Here is a 16534-nt window from a genome sequence, read left to right on the forward strand (position 1 = left end):
GTTGGCAGGAGGGGCCGGCCGCGGACTCAGCCCCGGGTGCGGAGGCGGACGTTCGGGAGGGCGGGGGCTGGCAGGGTGTCCGGCCAAGCGTCCGCGAAAGCGCCGAACTGCACCCCGCCACGAGCGTCACGCTCGCGCTGCCACGCGTCGCGGAAGCGCACCACCTCGTCGTGGCTCCGCCCGATGAAGTTCCACCACATGACGATCTGCTCCCCGAGCGGCGTTCCCCCGAGCAGGAGCAGCCTCGTCACCTCCGCCGGACTCGCCTCGACGGTGATCCGGTCGGCGCCGAGGGGGTGGAAGATGATCTCGCCCGGCTTCGCCACCGCGCCATGAGACGTGAGCGTTCCTGTGTCGCAGAGAAACCCGTGTTCATGGGTGGGGTTGACCGCGATCTCGAGCCGCTGTCCGGGCCGGAGGTTGACCTCGGCCCCAACGAGGTCGGAGTACATCGAGACCGGGGACGTCTCCCCGAACAGCGTGCCGAGAAAGACGAGCACCCGAGCGCCGTCGACGTCGATGGCCGGTGGCTCGTAGTGCTCGAAGGCCGGTGAGACGAAACGGTGCTCGTCGGGGAGGGCGACCCAGAGCTGCGCGCCGTGCAGCAGGGTGGTCGCCTCGGTCGAGAACTCCGAGTGTGCGATCCCGGAGCCGGCGGTCATGATGTTGAGCTGTCCAGGCACGACCATCGCATGGGCCCCCGTGGTGTCGCGATGCTCGATCTCACCCGTGAAGAGCCATGAGACCGTCTGCAGCCCCGTGTGGGGATGGCCCGGGACCTTCATGCCGCCGGTGTCCGAGACGTCGTCGGGCCCGTAGTGGTCGACGAAGCACCATGCCCCGATGAGCGAGCGCTCGCGTTGGGGCAGGCTGCGACGCACCGGCATGGCCCGGGGACCGCCGAGCGGCACCTCTCGGTAGGGCAGCACGACGGCAGCACCCGTGGGTCGACCGTCGCCACCCTCGCCACCCTCGCAGACCAGCTCGGCCGGGTTCTTCTCTGGGTTGCTCACCTCGACCACGCTAGCCCGGTCGGGCAGACTCGGGCCATGGCGACAGATCCCCAGACCGGCCAGGACGCGACCGCAACCACCGGCCGCGAGTCGAGCCTCGCGGGCACCGCGAGCGACGACAGCACCCAGGTCGTGACGCAGAACCGGGAGCGGAGCCGCTTCGAGATCGCGGTCGACGGCGTTCGCGCCGGCCTCGCCGAGTACACGGAACGGGGCGGCCGGCGCATCTTCTTCCACACTGAGGTCGACGACGCGTACTCCGGACAGGGACTGGCCGGTGTCCTCGTGCGCCGGGCGCTCGACGCAACCCGTGCCGGAGGGCTGCGGGTCGTCCCCGTCTGCCCCTACGTGGCGAAGTACGTGAAGAGCCATCACGACTGGGACGACATCATCGACCCGGTCGACCAGCAGGCCATCGAGGCGGTCCGCGAGGCGACGCGGTGACAGGGCCCTCGGAGAGTGGGGACAAGCCCGCGCGCCAGCGCTGGCCGAGGTCCGTCTACGGCGCCGGCGAGGAACCGGACCCGAGGTTCAGCCTGGCCAACGAGCGGACCTTCCTCGCCTGGATCCGGACCACTCTGGCGCTGCTTGCCGGAGCGGCCGCGCTCGATGCGCTCGACCTGCCGATGCCCGACGAGCTCCAGCGAGTCGTCGCCCTGCTGTTGGCACTCGTCGCCCTGCTGGCAGCGGTCCAGGCGTGGCGCGGCTGGGTCCGCACCGAGCGGGCCATGCGGACCGGCGCCCCGCTGCCCAGTGCGCCGTTCGCGGCGGTCGTGGCCTTTGCCGTGGCCGCCGTCGCGGTGGGCCTCGTCGTCGCTGCCCTGATGCGCTGAGCTCATGCCCACCCAGCCGCCAGTCGCCGGTCCCGACCCGGCTGCCGGGACACCTCGGGACCGGGGTCTGGCCACCGAGCGGACTGCGCTCGCCTGGTTGCGGACCGGCCTGGCGATCGTCGTGTCGGCCCTGTTCGTCGGCCGTCTCGCGGTCACCGGCGTGGGTCCGGGGGTCCTGCTTCCGACCGTCCTCGCAGCGGGCGCCGGCCTCTGGGTGGTCCTCGCAGCCCTGCGGGAGCGTCACATCCGGCACCATCAGGGACCGCACCTGCACGACGGCGCTCTCCCGGCGCTCGTCACGACCGCCCTCGTGCTCGTCTCCGTCGTCGAAATCGTGTCGGCCATCGTGACCTGAGTCACCGGTCGCCACCCGCGCACCATGCCCTAGAGTACGCAGCGTCACGTCGGGCCAACCGACGCGAAACGCGTTCGACCAGTGCCGGTCCGCAACGGGTTGACCGGTCCCAGGAATATGCAGGCTGCATGGATCAGGAGTTCGATGTCTTCCCTAACAGCGGCGGAAATCGCCGTCACCGGCACTGACCGAGGAATCGTCATAGGCGTAGCGGTGGTCGCGCTGGTCGCGCTCGTCATCGCCTTCGTGCTGCGAGCCGGTGTGCTGGCGGCGGGCCAGGGCACGCCCAAGATGCAGGAGATCTCGGCAGCGGTGCAGGAGGGTGCGGCCGCCTACCTGGCTCGCCAGTTCCGCACCCTGGGCATCTTCGTCGTCATCGTCTTCGTCCTGCTCTTCGCGCTCCCGGCAGCGACGACGGGCGAGCGCATCGGCAGGTCCATCTTCTTCCTGCTCGGAGCCGCGTTCTCGGCGTCGATCGGCTACTTCGGGATGTGGCTCGCGACGCGGGCCAACGTCCGGGTGGCGGCGGCCGCCAACGGCGACGGCGGTCGCGAGAAGGCCATGCAGGTCGCCTTCCGGACCGGAGGCGCAGTGGGCATGGCGACGACGGGCCTCGGCCTCCTCGGCGCATCGGTTGTCGTCCTCGTCTACGCCGGCGAGGCCCCGAAGGTCCTCGAGGGCTTCGGCTTCGGCGCCGCGATGCTCGCGATGTTCATGCGTGTCGGTGGTGGCATCTTCACCAAGGCCGCCGACGTGGGCGCCGACCTCGTCGGCAAGGTCGAGCAGGGCATCCCCGAGGACGACCCGCGCAACGCAGCCACCATCGCGGACAACGTCGGCGACAACGTCGGCGACTGCGCCGGCATGGCTGCCGACCTCTTCGAGTCCTACGCCGTGACCCTGGTCGCCTCGCTCATCCTCGGCAGCTCGGCCTTCGGTGCGAAGGGCCTGATCTTCCCGCTCATCGTCCCGGCCATCGGCGTCCTCACCGCGATCGTCGGCGTCTACATCACCAAGGCGCGCGCAGGCGAGCCTGGGCTCGTCACGATCAACCGGTCCTTCTACATCTCCGCGGTGATCTCCGCGGTCCTCTCGGCTGTCGCCGCCTTCACCTACCTGCCCACGTCCTTCGCGGACCTCGGAGTCGAGTCGGTCGCGACCGAGGCGGGCAACCCGGCCCTCATCGCCACCGTCGCGGTCATCATCGGCATCGTCCTCGCCGCGATCATCCTCTGGCTCACCGGCTACTTCACGGGCACGGAGACCAAGCCGACGCAGGGCGTCGCGCGGTCGTCGCTCACCGGCGCGGCCACGGTCATCCTCGGTGGCATCTCGGTCGGCTTCGAGTCCGCGGTCTACACGGCCCTGGTCATCGCCGGCGCGGTTTGGGGCGCTTTCCTCCTCTCCGGCTCGATCATCGTGGGCCTCTTCGCGGTCGCCCTCGCGGGCTGTGGCCTGCTCACCACCGTCGGTGTCATCGTGGCGATGGACACCTTCGGCCCGGTCTCCGACAACGCGCAGGGCGTCGCGGAGATGAGTGGCGAGGTGTCCGACGAGGGCGCCGCGATCCTCACCGAGCTCGACGCGGTCGGCAACACCACCAAGGCCATCACCAAGGGCATCGCCATTGCGACGGCGGTCCTGGCCGCGACCGCGCTGTTCGGCTCCTACTCCGACGCGATCGGACAGGCGCTGCGCGAGGCAGGGCAGGCCGTGACCGGCTTCTTCGTCGCCAACGTCGTCTCGCCCGGCACCCTCGTCGGGATGCTCATCGGCGCCTCGGTCGTCTTCCTCTTCTCCGGGCTGGCCATCAACGCCGTCGCCCGCGCGGCCGGTGCGGTCGTCATGGAGGTCCGTCGCCAGTTCCGCGACATCCCCGGGATCATGGAGGGCACCGGCAAACCGGAGTACGGCAAGGTCGTCGACATCGTGACGCGTGACTCCCTCCGCGAGCTGGCCACTCCCGGCCTGCTTGCGGTGTTCGCGCCGATCGCGGTCGGCTTCGGCCTCGGTGTCGGCCCGCTCGCCGGCTACCTCGCGGGCACCATCGCGACGGGCACCCTGATGGCCGTCTTCCTGGCCAACTCCGGTGGCTCGTGGGACAACGCGAAGAAGATCGTCGAGGACGGCGTCCACGGCGGCAAGGGCTCGCCGGCCCACGAGGCAACAGTCATCGGCGACACCGTCGGCGACCCGTTCAAGGACACGGCCGGCCCGGCGATCAACCCGCTGCTCAAGGTGATGAACCTCGTGTCGCTGCTCATCGCCCCCGCGATCGTCACGCTGTCGGTGGGCGACGCGGCCAACGACCTGGTGCGCTACGCGATCGCCGCGGTTGCGGTGGTCATCATCGTCGCAGCCGTCCTCGTCTCCAAGCGGCGCGAGTCGTCGCTGCACAGCGAGCCGGTCGCAGCCGAGAAGCAGCCGGTCTGACCGACCCGCACACGCAAGAATGCCGCCCACTCCCTCGGAGTGGGCGGCATTCTTGCGTCCTGGCGGGCTGCCCGACGACGTCAGTGTGAGCCGTGCGGTGCCCACCGGTGCGTCGTGTGACCCTGGTCCGTGGCCCGCTGGATCGCCTCTCGCACGACCCGCTCGGCAGTCGCCCGGTCGCTCCAGTCGGCAGCCGCCACGTGCTTGCCGGCCTCGAGGTCCTTGTAGCGCTCGAAGAAGTGCTTGATCTCGTCGAGCTTGTGGGCGGCGACGTCACGGACGTCCTTCATGTTGTCCATCCGTGGGTCGACCGGGACGCAGAGGACCTTGTCGTCCCCTCCGGCCTCGTCCTCCATGTGGAAGACGCCGATGGGGCGGGCGTGGATGAGGACGCCGGGGAAGGTCGGCTCGGGCATTAGCACGATGGCGTCGAGCGGGTCGCCGTCCTCGCCGAGGCTCCCCTCGATGTAGCCGTAGTCGCCCGGGTAGGCCATCGACGTGTAGAGGAAGCGGTCGAGCCGGATCCGCCCCGTCTCGTGGTCGACCTCGTACTTGTTGCGCGACCCCTTGGGGATCTCGATGGTGACGTCGAAGTCCACGACTGTGCCCTTTCCTGGCTCACCCCGGGATGGTCCCCGGGGCCGTTCCTGACAGAATCCTGGTCAACAGTGTCGCGTAGGTGGCACCGATCCGGGAAAACGCAGCCATCCCGCGGACACGAAAGGGGCCTCGTCGTGAAGCGGTTGACCGCGGCCCTGACGGTCTGCGGCGTGCTCGCCGTGGGGTACGCAGGACTCGACACGGCCGATCTCGTTCCGGGAGTGCTGACCACGCGCCCGGTGCCGCCGCCACCCCCCACGGAGACGCCGGGCACCCGAACTCTGCCTGTCGTGCCACAACCGACCCCGTCCACGTCGATCCGTATGCCGCTGGGCTCGCTCGCCGGGGACAGCGCAGCTCCCAGCCCACCGGGGCTGCGCGCGGCTCTGGCCGGCGTGATCCGAATGCCGGCCCTCGCCGATGCCTCGCTGGTCGTCCGTGACGCCCAGTCGGGCGCCGTGCTCTTCGACCAGGGCGGTTCGACGACACGGATACCGGCATCGACGACGAAGCTGCTCACCGCGGCAGCGGTCGGGCAGGCCTTCGCCCCTGACGAGACCCTCACCACGGAGGTGCGTCTGGGCGGTCGGGCCGACGAGATCGTCCTCGTCGCGGGGGGAGACAGCCTCATCGACCCCGGCGACGGTGATCCGACCGCGGTCGCCGGCCGCGCGGGTCTCGCCGACCTCGCCGACCAGGTCGCGCGGGCGCTGCGTGACGACGGCACCCTGCGGGTCACCCTGTCGGTGGACGAGTCGTACGCGCCCGGTCCCCCTCGGGCGGCGACATGGGGCGAGTCCTTCCAGGCGCTCGGCATCGTGGGGACGGTGGCGATGCTGGGCCTGAGCTCCGAGCGGGCCGAGCTCGACAAGGCTGCGCCGCTCGACCCCGTCGGGTCGACGGCGGCGGCCTTCGCGGCCCTGCTCGAGGACCGCGGCATCCAGGTCACCGCGGTCGAGCGGCCCGGTCAGGCTCCAGGGGGTCCCGGTGCCCGGCCGACGCCCGGGAGCACGGGGCCGCCCACCGGCACACCCACCCCCGATCCTCGAGTCCTCGGGTCGATCGAGTCGGCACCGGTCCGCGACCAGTTGGCGCTCGCGCTCACCGACTCCGACAACACCCTGACCGAGATCCTGGCTCGGCAGGCCGCGTTTCGCGCCGCTCCAGCGGGAGAGAGCGCCGCCGCGGGCTTCGACGGGGTCGGCGCCTGGATCATCGACCAGGTGGCGACGCTCGGCATCGAGACGCGAGGGGCGACCCTGGTGGACGCGAGTGGCCTGTCGCGGGAGAACCTCGTCACGGCCAGACTGCTCACTGATGTCCTCGTCCTGGGCTACGACGGGCAGCACCCGGTCCTGCGCACGGCGCTCGAGGGCATGCCGATCGCCGGCCTGAGCGGCACCCTCGCCGGTCGCTTCATCGCCGATGGGGAGCCGGAGGCTGCGGCGGGCAGGGCCCGCGCCAAGACCGGCACCCTGACCGGCGCCAATGCGCTCGCTGGATCCGTCGTCGACGACGACGGGCGCCTGCTCGTCTTCGCCGGCCTGGTCTCGGGGGCCCCGACGGAGCCGGCGCGGTCCGCGCTGGATGCCTTCGTCTCGGCCGTCGCCGCCTGTGGCTGTCGCTGAACCCGGCGGGCCTGACGCCGCGATGCCGCCACGGCCGCATGCCTGACTCGTCGACGGACGAGGTGAAGAGCGGCTGGTTGCGTGGGTACACGTCAGGGAACGTTCAGGACAGAGCGGGCGTTGGGTGGGGAAGTGGCCCCGTCCCCGTTGAAAGGGCACTCATGACCGACTCCGCACAGGACTCGAGGCACGACCCGGCTCCGGACCGCCGCGTTTCCCAGCCGTCCCGCGAACCAGGCGTCCGGCCGGGGGCCAGCTCAGCGGCATACGTCGACTACGAGTTCGCCAAGTGGACCGGCCGGACGGTCGTCAAACCCGGTCCGCAGGTGACGAGCGACGAGGCTGACGCGATCGTCGCGGACCTGCGGGCAGCGGCGGCGGAAGCCCAGGAGCCCGTGGCAGCGACGAGCCGACTGCGCGCACCCGAGGACGCACCTGCCCCGCTCATCGTCGACAGGGCGGGCTGGATCAGTGCCAACGTGGACTCGTTCAAGGCCATGATCGACCCTGTCGTCGACAAGCTCGTCGCATCGCGCAAGGGCGCGGAGAGCGCGACCGCCCAGGCCATCGGGGGCAAGGTCACCGGAGCCGAGATGGGCGGCCTGCTCGCCTACCTGTCGAGCAAGATCCTCGGGCAGTACGACCTCGCGCCGGGCGGTACACCCCGGCTCCTCCTCGTCGCACCCAACATCGTCGAGGTCGAGCGCAAGCTGGGCGTCACTCCACGCGACTTCCGGCGTTGGGTCGCCATGCACGAGGAGACGCACCGCGTCCAGTTCACGGCCGTCCCCTGGCTCCGGGACCACCTCATCGCCAGGTCACAGGCGCTCGCCGTTGATCTGGCCCCCACCCCGGAGGAGGTCGGCAAGCGGCTCGACCAGCTGGCCCGGAAGCTTCCCGAGGTGATCTCCTCTGGTGAGGGGCTCGGTCAGCTCTTCGCCACGCCGGAGCAGAAGGCCCAGATCGCGGAGCTCACGGCGGTCATGTCGCTGCTCGAAGGCCACGCGGACGTCGTCATGGACGACGTCGGTCCGAGCGTCATCCCGACCGTCGACGAGATCCGACGCAAGTTCAACGCCCGACGAAGCGGAGCCGTCGGCATCGACCGGCTCCTGCGCAAGCTGCTCGGCATCGAGGCCAAGATGCGGCAGTACCGGGACGGGGCAGTCTTCGTCCGTGCGGTCACCGACGAGCTCGGCCGGGAGGGGTTCAACGCCGTGTGGTCGTCACCCGATACCCTTCCCAAGGCCACCGAGATCCTCGACCCCGGCGCATGGGTGCGCCGGGTCCACGGGTGAGCAGGAGGCGCTGACCGAGATGACCGGACCGGACCCAGCGGTCGCAGCAACCCGACTCGCCGTGCGTGAGCACTTCGCCGATGTCCCAGAGGGTGGACTGGTCCTGGTCGCATGCTCCGGGGGCACGGACTCGCTCGCCCTCGCCGCGGCCCTCGCCTTCGAGGCCCCTCGCGCCGGGCTGCGCGGCGGGGCAGTGGTCGTCGACCACCGGCTCCAGGAGGGATCCGACGTCGTCGCCGAGAAGGCTGCCTGGACCTGTCGCGACCTCGGTCTGAACCCGATCGAGGTCGCTGCTGCGGAGGTTCGCGTCACCGGCTCGGGGCTCGAGGCGGATGCGCGCACCGCGCGGTACAAGGTGATCGACGCGGTGGCCGACCGGCTCGGAGCGAGCCTCGTGCTGCTCGGTCACACGCGCGACGACCAGGCCGAGCAGGTCCTCCTCGGGCTCTCGAGGGGCTCGGGCGCCCGCTCCCTCAGCGGGATGCCGCTGCGTCGGGGCCGCTTCGTCCGACCGCTCCTGGCCCTCCCGCGGGCCACGACGATCGCTGCCTGCCAGGCGCTGGGGGTCGAGCCCTGGCACGACCCCCACAACGCCGATCCCTCGTTCCGGCGAGTTCGCGCTCGACGTCTGCTCGAGTCGCTCGAGGGCGACCTCGGGCCCGGCTTCGCTGCCGCTCTGGCCCGCTCCGCCGACCTGCTCCGTGAGGACGCGGACTATCTGGAGAGCCTCGCGGTCCGTGCCCGGGCCGAGCTGCCGGCGACGGCCGGCGACCCGGGCGTGGACCTCGAGGCGCTTGCTGCCCTCCCTCGGGCCATTCGAACTCGCGTCTGGCGCATCCTCGCGGCGGAGGCCGGCGCGCCGATCTCCGACGTCACCGCCGCGCACGTCGAGTCCCTGGACGCCCTGCTCACCTCCTGGCACGGCCAGGGCCCGCTCCACGTGCCAGGAGGCATCGCCGTGGCCCGCACCGGCGACACCATCCGCTTCAGCCCCATCCGCGAGACCGCCGACGCCCGTTGAGCGGTGTTGCCCGGGTGGTCCTGTCCGGCCCGCGCCGCGCCGGGCTCGCGTTGGGGCAGCGTCCCCGCTGAGTGCGTGGCGGCGCGCGGTCGGTCCGTGCCGCGCGGGATCGTGGGGTTGAATAGGGCCGCAGGGCGGACCTCACCCATCCGCCACGCAACGTCACGGGCCGTCCCCACCCGTCCCCAACCGTCCCCAACCGTCCCCACCAAGGAGTCTTCGTGGACCGCGAGCACATGGGAGATGACCTGGCCAAGGTCCTCCTCACCGAGGAGCAGATCCAGAGCCGGCTGGCCGAGCTTGCCGCCGACATCTGGAGGGACTACGAGGGCAAGGACCTGCTCCTCGTCGGCGTCCTCAAAGGCGCTGTCGTCGTCATGGCGGACCTCATGCGGGCGCTGCCGGGCACCGCTCCGATGGACTGGATGGCGGTCTCGTCCTACGGGTCCGGCACGAAGAGCTCCGGCGTCGTGCGGATCCTCAAGGACCTCGACGTCGACATCACCGGCAAGGACGTCCTCATCGTCGAGGACATCATCGACTCCGGCCTGACCCTCTCCTGGATCAAGGCCAACCTCGAGTCTCGCAAACCGGCGTCCGTCGAGATCTGCACGCTGCTGCGCAAGCCCGAGGTCGTCAAGGTGGACATCCCCGTCAAGTACGTCGGCTTCGACATCCCCAACGAGTTCGTCGTGGGCTACGGCCTCGACTACGCCGAGCGCTACCGCAACCTGCGCTGTGTGGGGACACTGTCCCCGCACGTCTACGCCTGACCGCCGATCCTCGCGCGGCAGGATGTGCTCATGACGTTCTCGATCGTCGCCCGCCAGGGCGAGGCCTACGGGGTCGCAGTGGCCAGCAAGTTCCTCGCCGTCGGCGCTGTCGTCCCAGGGGCGCGGGTCGGCGTGGGGGCCGTCGCGACCCAGTCGTGGGCGCGGGTCGCCTACATCCCGGACCTGCTCGCCCGCCTCGAGGCCGGCGAGTCAGCGGACTCGGCCGTCGAGTCGGTGACGGCCATGGACCCGGGGCGGGCGACCCGTCAGGTCGGCGTCGTCGGCCGCGCCTCGGCCGCCACCTTCACCGGCGACGAGTGCGTCCCGTGGTGTGGCGGCCTGGCCCGCACCGACGCGGGCGGCGAGACCGCCTACGCCATCCAGGGCAACATCCTCGTCGGGCCGCAGGTCGTCGACGAGATGGAACGGGCCTGGCTGGGGTCAGCCCGGGCCACGTTTCCCCAGCGGCTCCTCGCGGCCCTCGCCGCCGGTGATGCCGCCGGTGGTGACTCGCGTGGTCGGCAGAGCGCGGCGATCTACGCGGTCGAGCCCGGTGCGGGCTACGACCGCTGCGGGGTGGCCGCCGACCTGCGCGTCGACGACCACACCGAGCCGGTCCGCGAGCTGGGCCGCCTGCTCGACGAGTGGGAGATGTACTTCGGTCGGCCGGAGGACGTCCAGCCGCTCGAGGACCACCTCGCCTCGGAGGTCCGCCGCCTGCTGACGCGGCTGGGTCACGAGCCCGGAGACGACGGTGTCGAGGCCGCCCTGGCAGCCTGGGCGGGCGAGGTGAACTACGAGTCCCGCCTCGCCCCCGGCGGGATCGACCGCCGTGTCCTCGCCGCTCTGCGCGCGGCGGCGGGCGACCCCGCCCGCTGAGTCGCCGGTCACGCCGGGTGCTCCGCCGAGACGGCATCCTCCGGTCGGGCTGCACCCGTTGCCGGCCGGTTCACGGCGAGAGCCGCCGGTATCGGCGACCCGTACTTCCCGCTCGCCGGCAACGGGGGATCCGGACGTCGCTGCAGGCTGGTTCCCGGTCGACGACCACTCCCTCGACAAGGCGTCCTACCGGTTCACCGTCACCGTGCCGGATGACGTGGGTGTCGTCGCGGCCTCCTCGCGTCCCAGGCCACGTCCGGTGACTGGCGCACGTTCACGTGGGAGGCCGATGAGCCGATGGCGAGCTACCTCGCGACCATCGACATCGGCGAGTGGGACGTCCGGGAGTGGACGACCACGAGCGACCTGCCCGTCGACGATGCCGTCGACCCGGATCTCGTCGCAGACCCGGACTACGGCCCGGCGACCGGGCCGGCCCGCCGAGCGGTACACGGATCAGCTGAGGCCCGGGCGCGGCCCGGTCGCGTGCCCGGTGGCGCCGCGACGTGGCGTCGGGCTCCCGGTTCGTGATGGGCTGGTTGGGCACGGTGGGCCCGGATGCGGAACACTGGTAGTTCGCCGGACGTTGATCCGGTGCACACGATCGTGCACCACCCGTTGACGAGCAGGAGGACCGGGGCCCTTGGCCCCGCACGTACATGGACGCAAAGCGGATTCTGCGCACCCCCCTGGTGTGGATCATGGTCCTCATCAGCGCGCTCGTCTTCGGCATGATGTTCTCGGACGCCGGTGCCCCGCGCATCGACACCTCCGAGGCGATGAAGCAGATCACCTCCGGCAATGTCGAGTCGGCCAAGCTGCTCAACAACGAGCGCATGGAGCTGACCCTCAAGACGCCCTACACGTCGGCGGACGGCACGGTGAAGGACGCGAAGTCGGTCTTCGCCTACTACGTCGAGGCCCGGGGCAACGAGGTCGTCGACGCGCTCAACGAGCACATGCCGCCGAAGAACTACACCGACTTCATCGAGGAGCCGAGCTGGATCGGCACGCTGCTGGTCTCCATCCTGCCGATCATCATCATCCTCGCCCTGTTCTGGTTCCTCATGGGCCAGATGCAGGGAGGCGGCAACCGGGTCATGCAGTTCGGCAAGTCCCGGGCGAAGCTGGCCTCCAAGGACACGCCCAAGGTCACCTTCGCTGACGTCGCTGGCTGCGACGAGGCCATCGAGGAGCTGCAGGAGATCAAGGAGTTCCTCCAGGAGCCGTCGAAGTTCCTCGCTGTCGGAGCGAAGATTCCCAAGGGCGTGCTCCTCTACGGGCAACCCGGCACCGGCAAGACGCTGCTCGCGCGCGCGGTCGCCGGTGAGGCGGGCGTCCCGTTCTACTCGATCTCCGGTTCGGACTTCGTCGAGATGTTCGTCGGCGTCGGCGCGAGCCGGGTCCGCGACCTCTTCGAGCAGGCCAAGGCCAATGCCCCGGCGATCGTCTTCGTCGACGAGATCGACGCCGTCGGTCGCCACCGCGGCGCCGGCCTCGGTGGCGGGCACGACGAGCGAGAGCAGACGCTCAACCAGCTGCTCGTCGAGATGGATGGCTTCGACGTCAAGACCAACGTCATCCTCATCGCTGCCACCAACCGCCCTGACATCCTCGACCCGGCGCTGCTGCGGCCGGGTCGGTTCGACCGGCAGATCGCGGTCGAGGCGCCGGACATGATCGGCCGACACCGCATCCTCGAGGTGCACAGCCAAGGCAAGCCGATGGCCGACGACGTCGACCTGCTCGCTGTGGCGCGCCGCACTCCTGGATTCACGGGAGCGGACCTCGCCAACGTCCTCAACGAGGCGGCGCTGCTCACCGCACGGAGCGACCGCAAGATCATCGACAACAGGGCGCTCGACGAGGCGATCGACCGGGTCATCGCAGGGCCGCAGAAGCGCAGCCGCATCATGTCGGCCAAGGAGCGCAAGATCACCGCCTACCACGAGGGCGGCCATGCCCTGGTGGCTGCGGCCCTCAACCACACCGACCCGGTGACCAAGGTGACCATCCTGCCCCGCGGCCGTGCCCTCGGCTACACCATGGTCATGCCGGTCGACGACAAGTACTCCACCACCCGCAACGAGATCCTCGACCAGCTCTCGTATGCCCTGGGTGGTCGGGTTGCGGAGGAGATCGTCTTCCACGAGCCCACGACGGGCGCCTCGAACGACATCGAGAAGGCCACCGGCATGGCCCGCAAGATGGTGACCGAGTTCGGCATGAGTGAGCGGATCGGCGCGATCAAGCTGGGTCAGAGCCAGGGTGAGGTCTTCCTCGGGCGCGACTACGGGCACCAGCGGGACTACTCGGAGGAGATTGCGGGCATCGTCGACGAGGAGGTGCGCAAGCTCATCGAGGGTGCTCACGACGAGGCGTACGAAGCCATCAACACCAACCGCGACGTGCTCGACCGTCTCGTCCTCGAGCTGCTCGAGAAGGAGACCTTGAACCAGGCGGAGATCGCGAAGGTCTTCCACGACATCGTCAAGCTGCCCGTGCGCCCGACGTGGCTCTCCTCGCAGGCCCGAGTCCCTGGCGACCGACCGCCCGTTCTCACGCCCGCAGAGGTCGCTGCTCAGCAGAACGGCCACCTCGCGCCGCCGGCCCCGCCGAATCCGGAGCTCGAGGAGAAGATCGACGAGGCCGCATCCGTCGGAGCGCACCCTCTTGCAGAGGAGCACCCGCCGGTGGAGGTCGTCGAGGTCCCCGACGACCGTCCGGTGAACCCCGACGAGAAGGCGTGATCGATGGCGATCGACGTGGCGAGGGCCGAGGCCGCCGTCCGTGAGCTGTTGCTCGCCATCGGGGAGGACCCGCAGCGGGACGGGCTCGTCGACACCCCGTCCCGGGTTGCCCGCTCCTACGCGGAGATCTTCGCCGGCCTGGACATGAGGGCCGAGGACGTCCTGGACAAGACGTTCGAGATCGAGCACGACGAGCTGATCATCGTGCGGGACATCGAGCTGTACTCGACGTGCGAGCACCATCTCGTTCCGTTCCACGGCGTCGCCCACGTGGGCTACATCCCCGGAAAGGACGGGCGGGTCACCGGTCTGTCCAAGCTGGCCCGGCTCGTCGAGGTGTACGCCCGCCGTCCGCAGGTGCAGGAGCGCCTGACGACCCAGATCGCCGATGCCCTGGTCGAACACCTCGCTGTCCAAGGCGTCATCGTCGTCATCCAGGCCGAGCACCTCTGCATGTCGATGCGCGGCATCCGCAAGCCCGGCGCGTCCACCATCACCTCGGCAGTGCGTGGCCAGCTGCGGGATCCGGCCACTCGAGCAGAGGCCATGGCGCTCATGCTCGAAGGCAACAAGTGAGCGGTCTCGACGTCCTGACGACAGAATGGCGGTCATGACCGCAACCGACGCCGCAGCGCTCGCCGCCGCCGCCCTCCTCCTGGAGCGAGACCGGACCCTGGTCATGGGGGTCGTCAACGTCACGCCTGACTCGTTCTCGGACGGGGGCGTCTGGTTCGAGCCGGAGGCGGCGCTCGCCCACGGTCGTGAGGTCCTCGCTGCGGGGGCCGACATCGTCGACGTCGGCGGCGAGTCCACGCGTCCGGGTGCGGACCGACCCTCCGTCGAGGAGGAGCTGCGTCGCGTTCTGCCGGTCGTCCGCGACCTGGCTGGCCAGGGTGCGGTCGTGTCGGTCGACACCATGCGGGCCGAGGTCGCCGCCGCCGCCCTCGACGCTGGGGCAGGGATCGTCAACGACGTCTCGGGCGGGCTGGCCGACCCGGAGATGGTGCCGCTCGTCGTGCGCGCCGGCGTTCCCTACGTCGCGATGCACTGGCGCGGACACAGCTCCCACATGCAGTCCCTCGCCGTCTACGACGACGTCGTGGCGGACGTATGCCGTGAGCTCGCCTCTCGCAGGGACGAGCTGTTGGACGCGGGGCTGAGTCCGGACCTGCTGGTCCTCGATCCCGGCCTCGGCTTCTCGAAGACCGCCGAGCACAACTGGGCTCTCATGGCCGCCTTGCCGGAGCTGCATGAGCTCGGCCACCCCATCCTGCTGGGGGCCTCTCGCAAGACGTTCCTCGGACGGGTCGGGCACGTGCCCGGTGCGCCGCCTCGTCCGCCCGCCGAGCGTGACCTCGAGACCACGGCGACGTCCGTCATGGCAGCCATGGCAGGTCTCTGGTGCGTCCGGGTCCACGACGTCGCGTCCACGAAGCGCGTTCTGGCGGTCGTGGCTGCCGCGCTCGACCAGCTCCCGGGGGAGGCCGGCCAGAGCGGCGACCCGGTGGCCGGAGCCACCAGGGGCGAGGAAGCACAGTGAGCGACGAGATCGTGCTGCGCGGTGTGACCGCGCACGGCTACCACGGAGTGCTCGAGGCCGAGAAGCGGGACGGGCAGACCTTCGTGGTCGATGTCCACCTGACTCTCGACCTGTCCCGTGCAGGACGCAGCGACAACCTCGCGGCGACGGTCAACTACGCGGAGGTGGCGTCGGCCGTCGTGGCCCGCGTCACCGGCCCCGCGTTCGATCTCATCGAGCGGCTCGCCGAGGTCATCGCCGACGACGTGTTGGCCTTTCCCCTCGTCGATGCGGTCGAGGTCGTGGTCCACAAGCCGGAGGCGCCGGTCGGCCACCCCTTCACCGATGTGGAGGTCCGGATCCGACGCAGCAGCGGCCCGCGCGCCGTCATCGCCCTCGGGTCCAACCTCGGCGACCGCGGTCGCACCCTGTCGCTCGCAGTCGACGCCCTGCGCGCCTTGCCGGGCTTCACCGTCACAGCCGTGTCCCCCATGGTCGAGACCGATCCCGTCGGTGGGCCGGACCAGCCGCCGTACCTCAACGCCGTCGTCGTGGGACGGACCACCCTCGACCCCACCGAGCTGCTGGAGGCGCTGCACCGGATCGAGTCCGCCCACGGTCGAACGAGGGAAGTGCGCTGGGGCCCGCGCACCTTGGACCTCGATCTCATCCAGTTCGGGACACCCGGCTCGGCCGACGAGGTCGTGAGCGCGGACGACTCACTCACCCTCCCGCACCCACGGGCGGCCGAGCGCGCCTTCGTCATCGTCCCGTGGGCCACAGCCGAGCCCGACGGGCACCTCCGGCCGGCTCCTGAGGACCCCCGGATTCGTCCCCTGCGAGAGCTCCTCGACGGTTTGGACACGTCGGGCATCCGCCCAGGACCTGAATGGGGGACGTGGTGAGGCCGCACACCGGCATCCGGGCAACGACGCTCGTTCTCACCGGGCTCGTCGTTCTCGTGCTGGCCTGGCTCGTCATGCGCTGGGTGGAGGGGTCCGGGGCGACGATGCCGGATCCCGGCTGGGTCGGCGCGGCCGCGATGCTCTTCCTCGGGGGCGGCGTGCTCATCGCCGGCTGGCAGGTGCGCAAGTTTCGCGACGGAGCGCCCTTGCCGTCCATGTCCGCGCTTCGTGCCGCGCGCACGCTCGTGCTCGGGCAGGCTGCGGCCCTGACCGGCGCGGCTCTCACCGGTTGGTACGCCGCGATCGTGCTCGTCCTTCTCCCCGATGCCGACGTCGAGTCGCAGCGCAGCCGCATCTGGCCGTTCGCCCTCCACGTGGCGGTCGCGGTCGCGTTGGCGGTTGCCGGCCTGGTCGTCCAGCACTGGTGCAGAGTGCGACCGCGCGACGAGGGCGCCGACGACGAGATGGACCACCTGAACGGGCACGTGGAGGACCGCTGATGCAACGATCGGGGCGGTCCCGGGGTC

The 16534-nt window shown here is 70.6% G+C and carries 17 protein-coding genes; 15 read left to right on the forward strand and 2 right to left on the reverse strand.

What is annotated here, in order from left to right; translation table 11 throughout:
- Window positions 1-26: 26 nt before the first annotated feature.
- Window positions 27-1013: a pirin family protein gene (locus ABWV20_RS02985; RefSeq protein WP_353353300.1), complete on the reverse strand. Its 987-nt coding sequence runs from the start codon at window positions 1011-1013 to the stop codon at window positions 27-29.
- A gap of 36 nt (window positions 1014-1049) precedes the next feature.
- Between ABWV20_RS02985 and ABWV20_RS02990 the strand changes: the two genes are divergently transcribed.
- The 4 genes from ABWV20_RS02990 (at window position 1050) to ABWV20_RS03005 (ending at window position 4634) form a co-directional block, all read left to right on the forward strand.
- Window positions 1050-1457 (forward strand): GNAT family N-acetyltransferase, encoded by a 408-nt coding sequence (locus tag ABWV20_RS02990; RefSeq protein WP_353353301.1) that lies wholly within the window; start codon window positions 1050-1052, stop codon window positions 1455-1457.
- Window positions 1454-1846: a YidH family protein gene (locus ABWV20_RS02995; RefSeq protein WP_353353302.1), complete on the forward strand. Its 393-nt coding sequence runs from the start codon at window positions 1454-1456 to the stop codon at window positions 1844-1846. The genes ABWV20_RS02990 and ABWV20_RS02995 overlap by 4 nt, the downstream gene beginning before the upstream one ends.
- A 4-nt stretch (window positions 1847-1850) precedes the next feature.
- Window positions 1851-2201 (forward strand): DUF202 domain-containing protein, encoded by a 351-nt coding sequence (locus ABWV20_RS03000; RefSeq protein ID WP_353353303.1) that lies wholly within the window; start codon window positions 1851-1853, stop codon window positions 2199-2201.
- 144 nt (window positions 2202-2345) lie between these two features.
- Window positions 2346-4634 carry a sodium-translocating pyrophosphatase gene (locus ABWV20_RS03005; protein WP_353353304.1) on the forward strand — a complete coding sequence of 763 codons (2289 nt, stop codon included), beginning with the start codon at window positions 2346-2348 and terminating at the stop codon, window positions 4632-4634.
- An 80-nt stretch (window positions 4635-4714) separates the two neighbouring features.
- Here ABWV20_RS03005 and ABWV20_RS03010 read toward each other — a convergent pair whose 3' ends face one another.
- Window positions 4715-5233, reverse strand: coding sequence for an inorganic diphosphatase (locus ABWV20_RS03010; protein WP_353353305.1), 519 nt, complete (start codon window positions 5231-5233; stop codon window positions 4715-4717).
- A 135-nt stretch (window positions 5234-5368) separates the two neighbouring features.
- On the opposite strand from ABWV20_RS03010, the gene ABWV20_RS03015 reads away from it, so the two are divergent.
- The 11 genes from ABWV20_RS03015 to ABWV20_RS03065 all read left to right on the forward strand — a co-directional run bounded on the left by ABWV20_RS03015 (window position 5369) and on the right by ABWV20_RS03065 (window position 16507).
- Window positions 5369-6862, forward strand: a complete 1494-nt coding sequence (locus ABWV20_RS03015) for a D-alanyl-D-alanine carboxypeptidase/D-alanyl-D-alanine-endopeptidase (RefSeq protein WP_353353306.1) — start codon at window positions 5369-5371, stop codon at window positions 6860-6862.
- A 161-nt stretch (window positions 6863-7023) separates the two neighbouring features.
- A complete protein-coding gene (locus ABWV20_RS03020; protein ID WP_353353308.1) occupies window positions 7024-8160 on the forward strand; it encodes an Rv3626c family coenzyme F420 biosynthesis-associated protein in 1137 nt (378 codons plus the stop codon).
- A gap of 19 nt (window positions 8161-8179) precedes the next feature.
- Window positions 8180-9181, forward strand: a complete 1002-nt coding sequence (gene tilS, locus ABWV20_RS03025) for a tRNA lysidine(34) synthetase TilS (protein ID WP_353353309.1) — start codon at window positions 8180-8182, stop codon at window positions 9179-9181.
- A 221-nt stretch (window positions 9182-9402) separates the two neighbouring features.
- A complete protein-coding gene (gene hpt, locus ABWV20_RS03030; protein WP_353353310.1) occupies window positions 9403-9954 on the forward strand; it encodes a hypoxanthine phosphoribosyltransferase in 552 nt (183 codons plus the stop codon).
- A 30-nt stretch (window positions 9955-9984) separates the two neighbouring features.
- The gene (locus ABWV20_RS03035; protein WP_353353311.1) at window positions 9985-10833 is read left to right on the forward strand and encodes a DUF1028 domain-containing protein; all 849 of its coding nucleotides are present in this window, start codon (window positions 9985-9987) and stop codon (window positions 10831-10833) included.
- Window positions 10834-11130: 297 nt separating this feature from the next.
- Window positions 11131-11364 (forward strand): hypothetical protein, encoded by a 234-nt coding sequence (locus tag ABWV20_RS03040; RefSeq protein ID WP_353353313.1) that lies wholly within the window; start codon window positions 11131-11133, stop codon window positions 11362-11364.
- A gap of 128 nt (window positions 11365-11492) precedes the next feature.
- Window positions 11493-13583, forward strand: a complete 2091-nt coding sequence (gene ftsH / locus ABWV20_RS03045; protein ID WP_353353315.1) for an ATP-dependent zinc metalloprotease FtsH — start codon at window positions 11493-11495, stop codon at window positions 13581-13583.
- 3 nt (window positions 13584-13586) lie between these two features.
- Window positions 13587-14159: a GTP cyclohydrolase I FolE gene (gene folE / locus ABWV20_RS03050; protein ID WP_353353316.1), complete on the forward strand. Its 573-nt coding sequence runs from the start codon at window positions 13587-13589 to the stop codon at window positions 14157-14159.
- A gap of 34 nt (window positions 14160-14193) precedes the next feature.
- Entirely contained in the window at window positions 14194-15123 is a 930-nt protein-coding gene (gene folP, locus ABWV20_RS03055; RefSeq protein WP_353353317.1) for a dihydropteroate synthase, read from the forward strand.
- The gene (gene folK, locus ABWV20_RS03060) at window positions 15120-16007 is read left to right on the forward strand and encodes a 2-amino-4-hydroxy-6-hydroxymethyldihydropteridine diphosphokinase (protein ID WP_353353318.1); all 888 of its coding nucleotides are present in this window, start codon (window positions 15120-15122) and stop codon (window positions 16005-16007) included. The genes folP and folK overlap by 4 nt, the downstream gene beginning before the upstream one ends.
- A complete protein-coding gene (locus ABWV20_RS03065) occupies window positions 16001-16507 on the forward strand; it encodes a DUF3180 domain-containing protein (RefSeq protein ID WP_353353319.1) in 507 nt (168 codons plus the stop codon). The genes folK and ABWV20_RS03065 overlap by 7 nt, the downstream gene beginning before the upstream one ends.
- The last annotated feature ends 27 nt before the right edge of the window (window positions 16508-16534 follow it).

Source organism: Intrasporangium sp. DVR (assembly GCF_040365325.1).
Lineage (GTDB): Bacteria > Actinomycetota > Actinomycetes > Actinomycetales > Dermatophilaceae > Intrasporangium.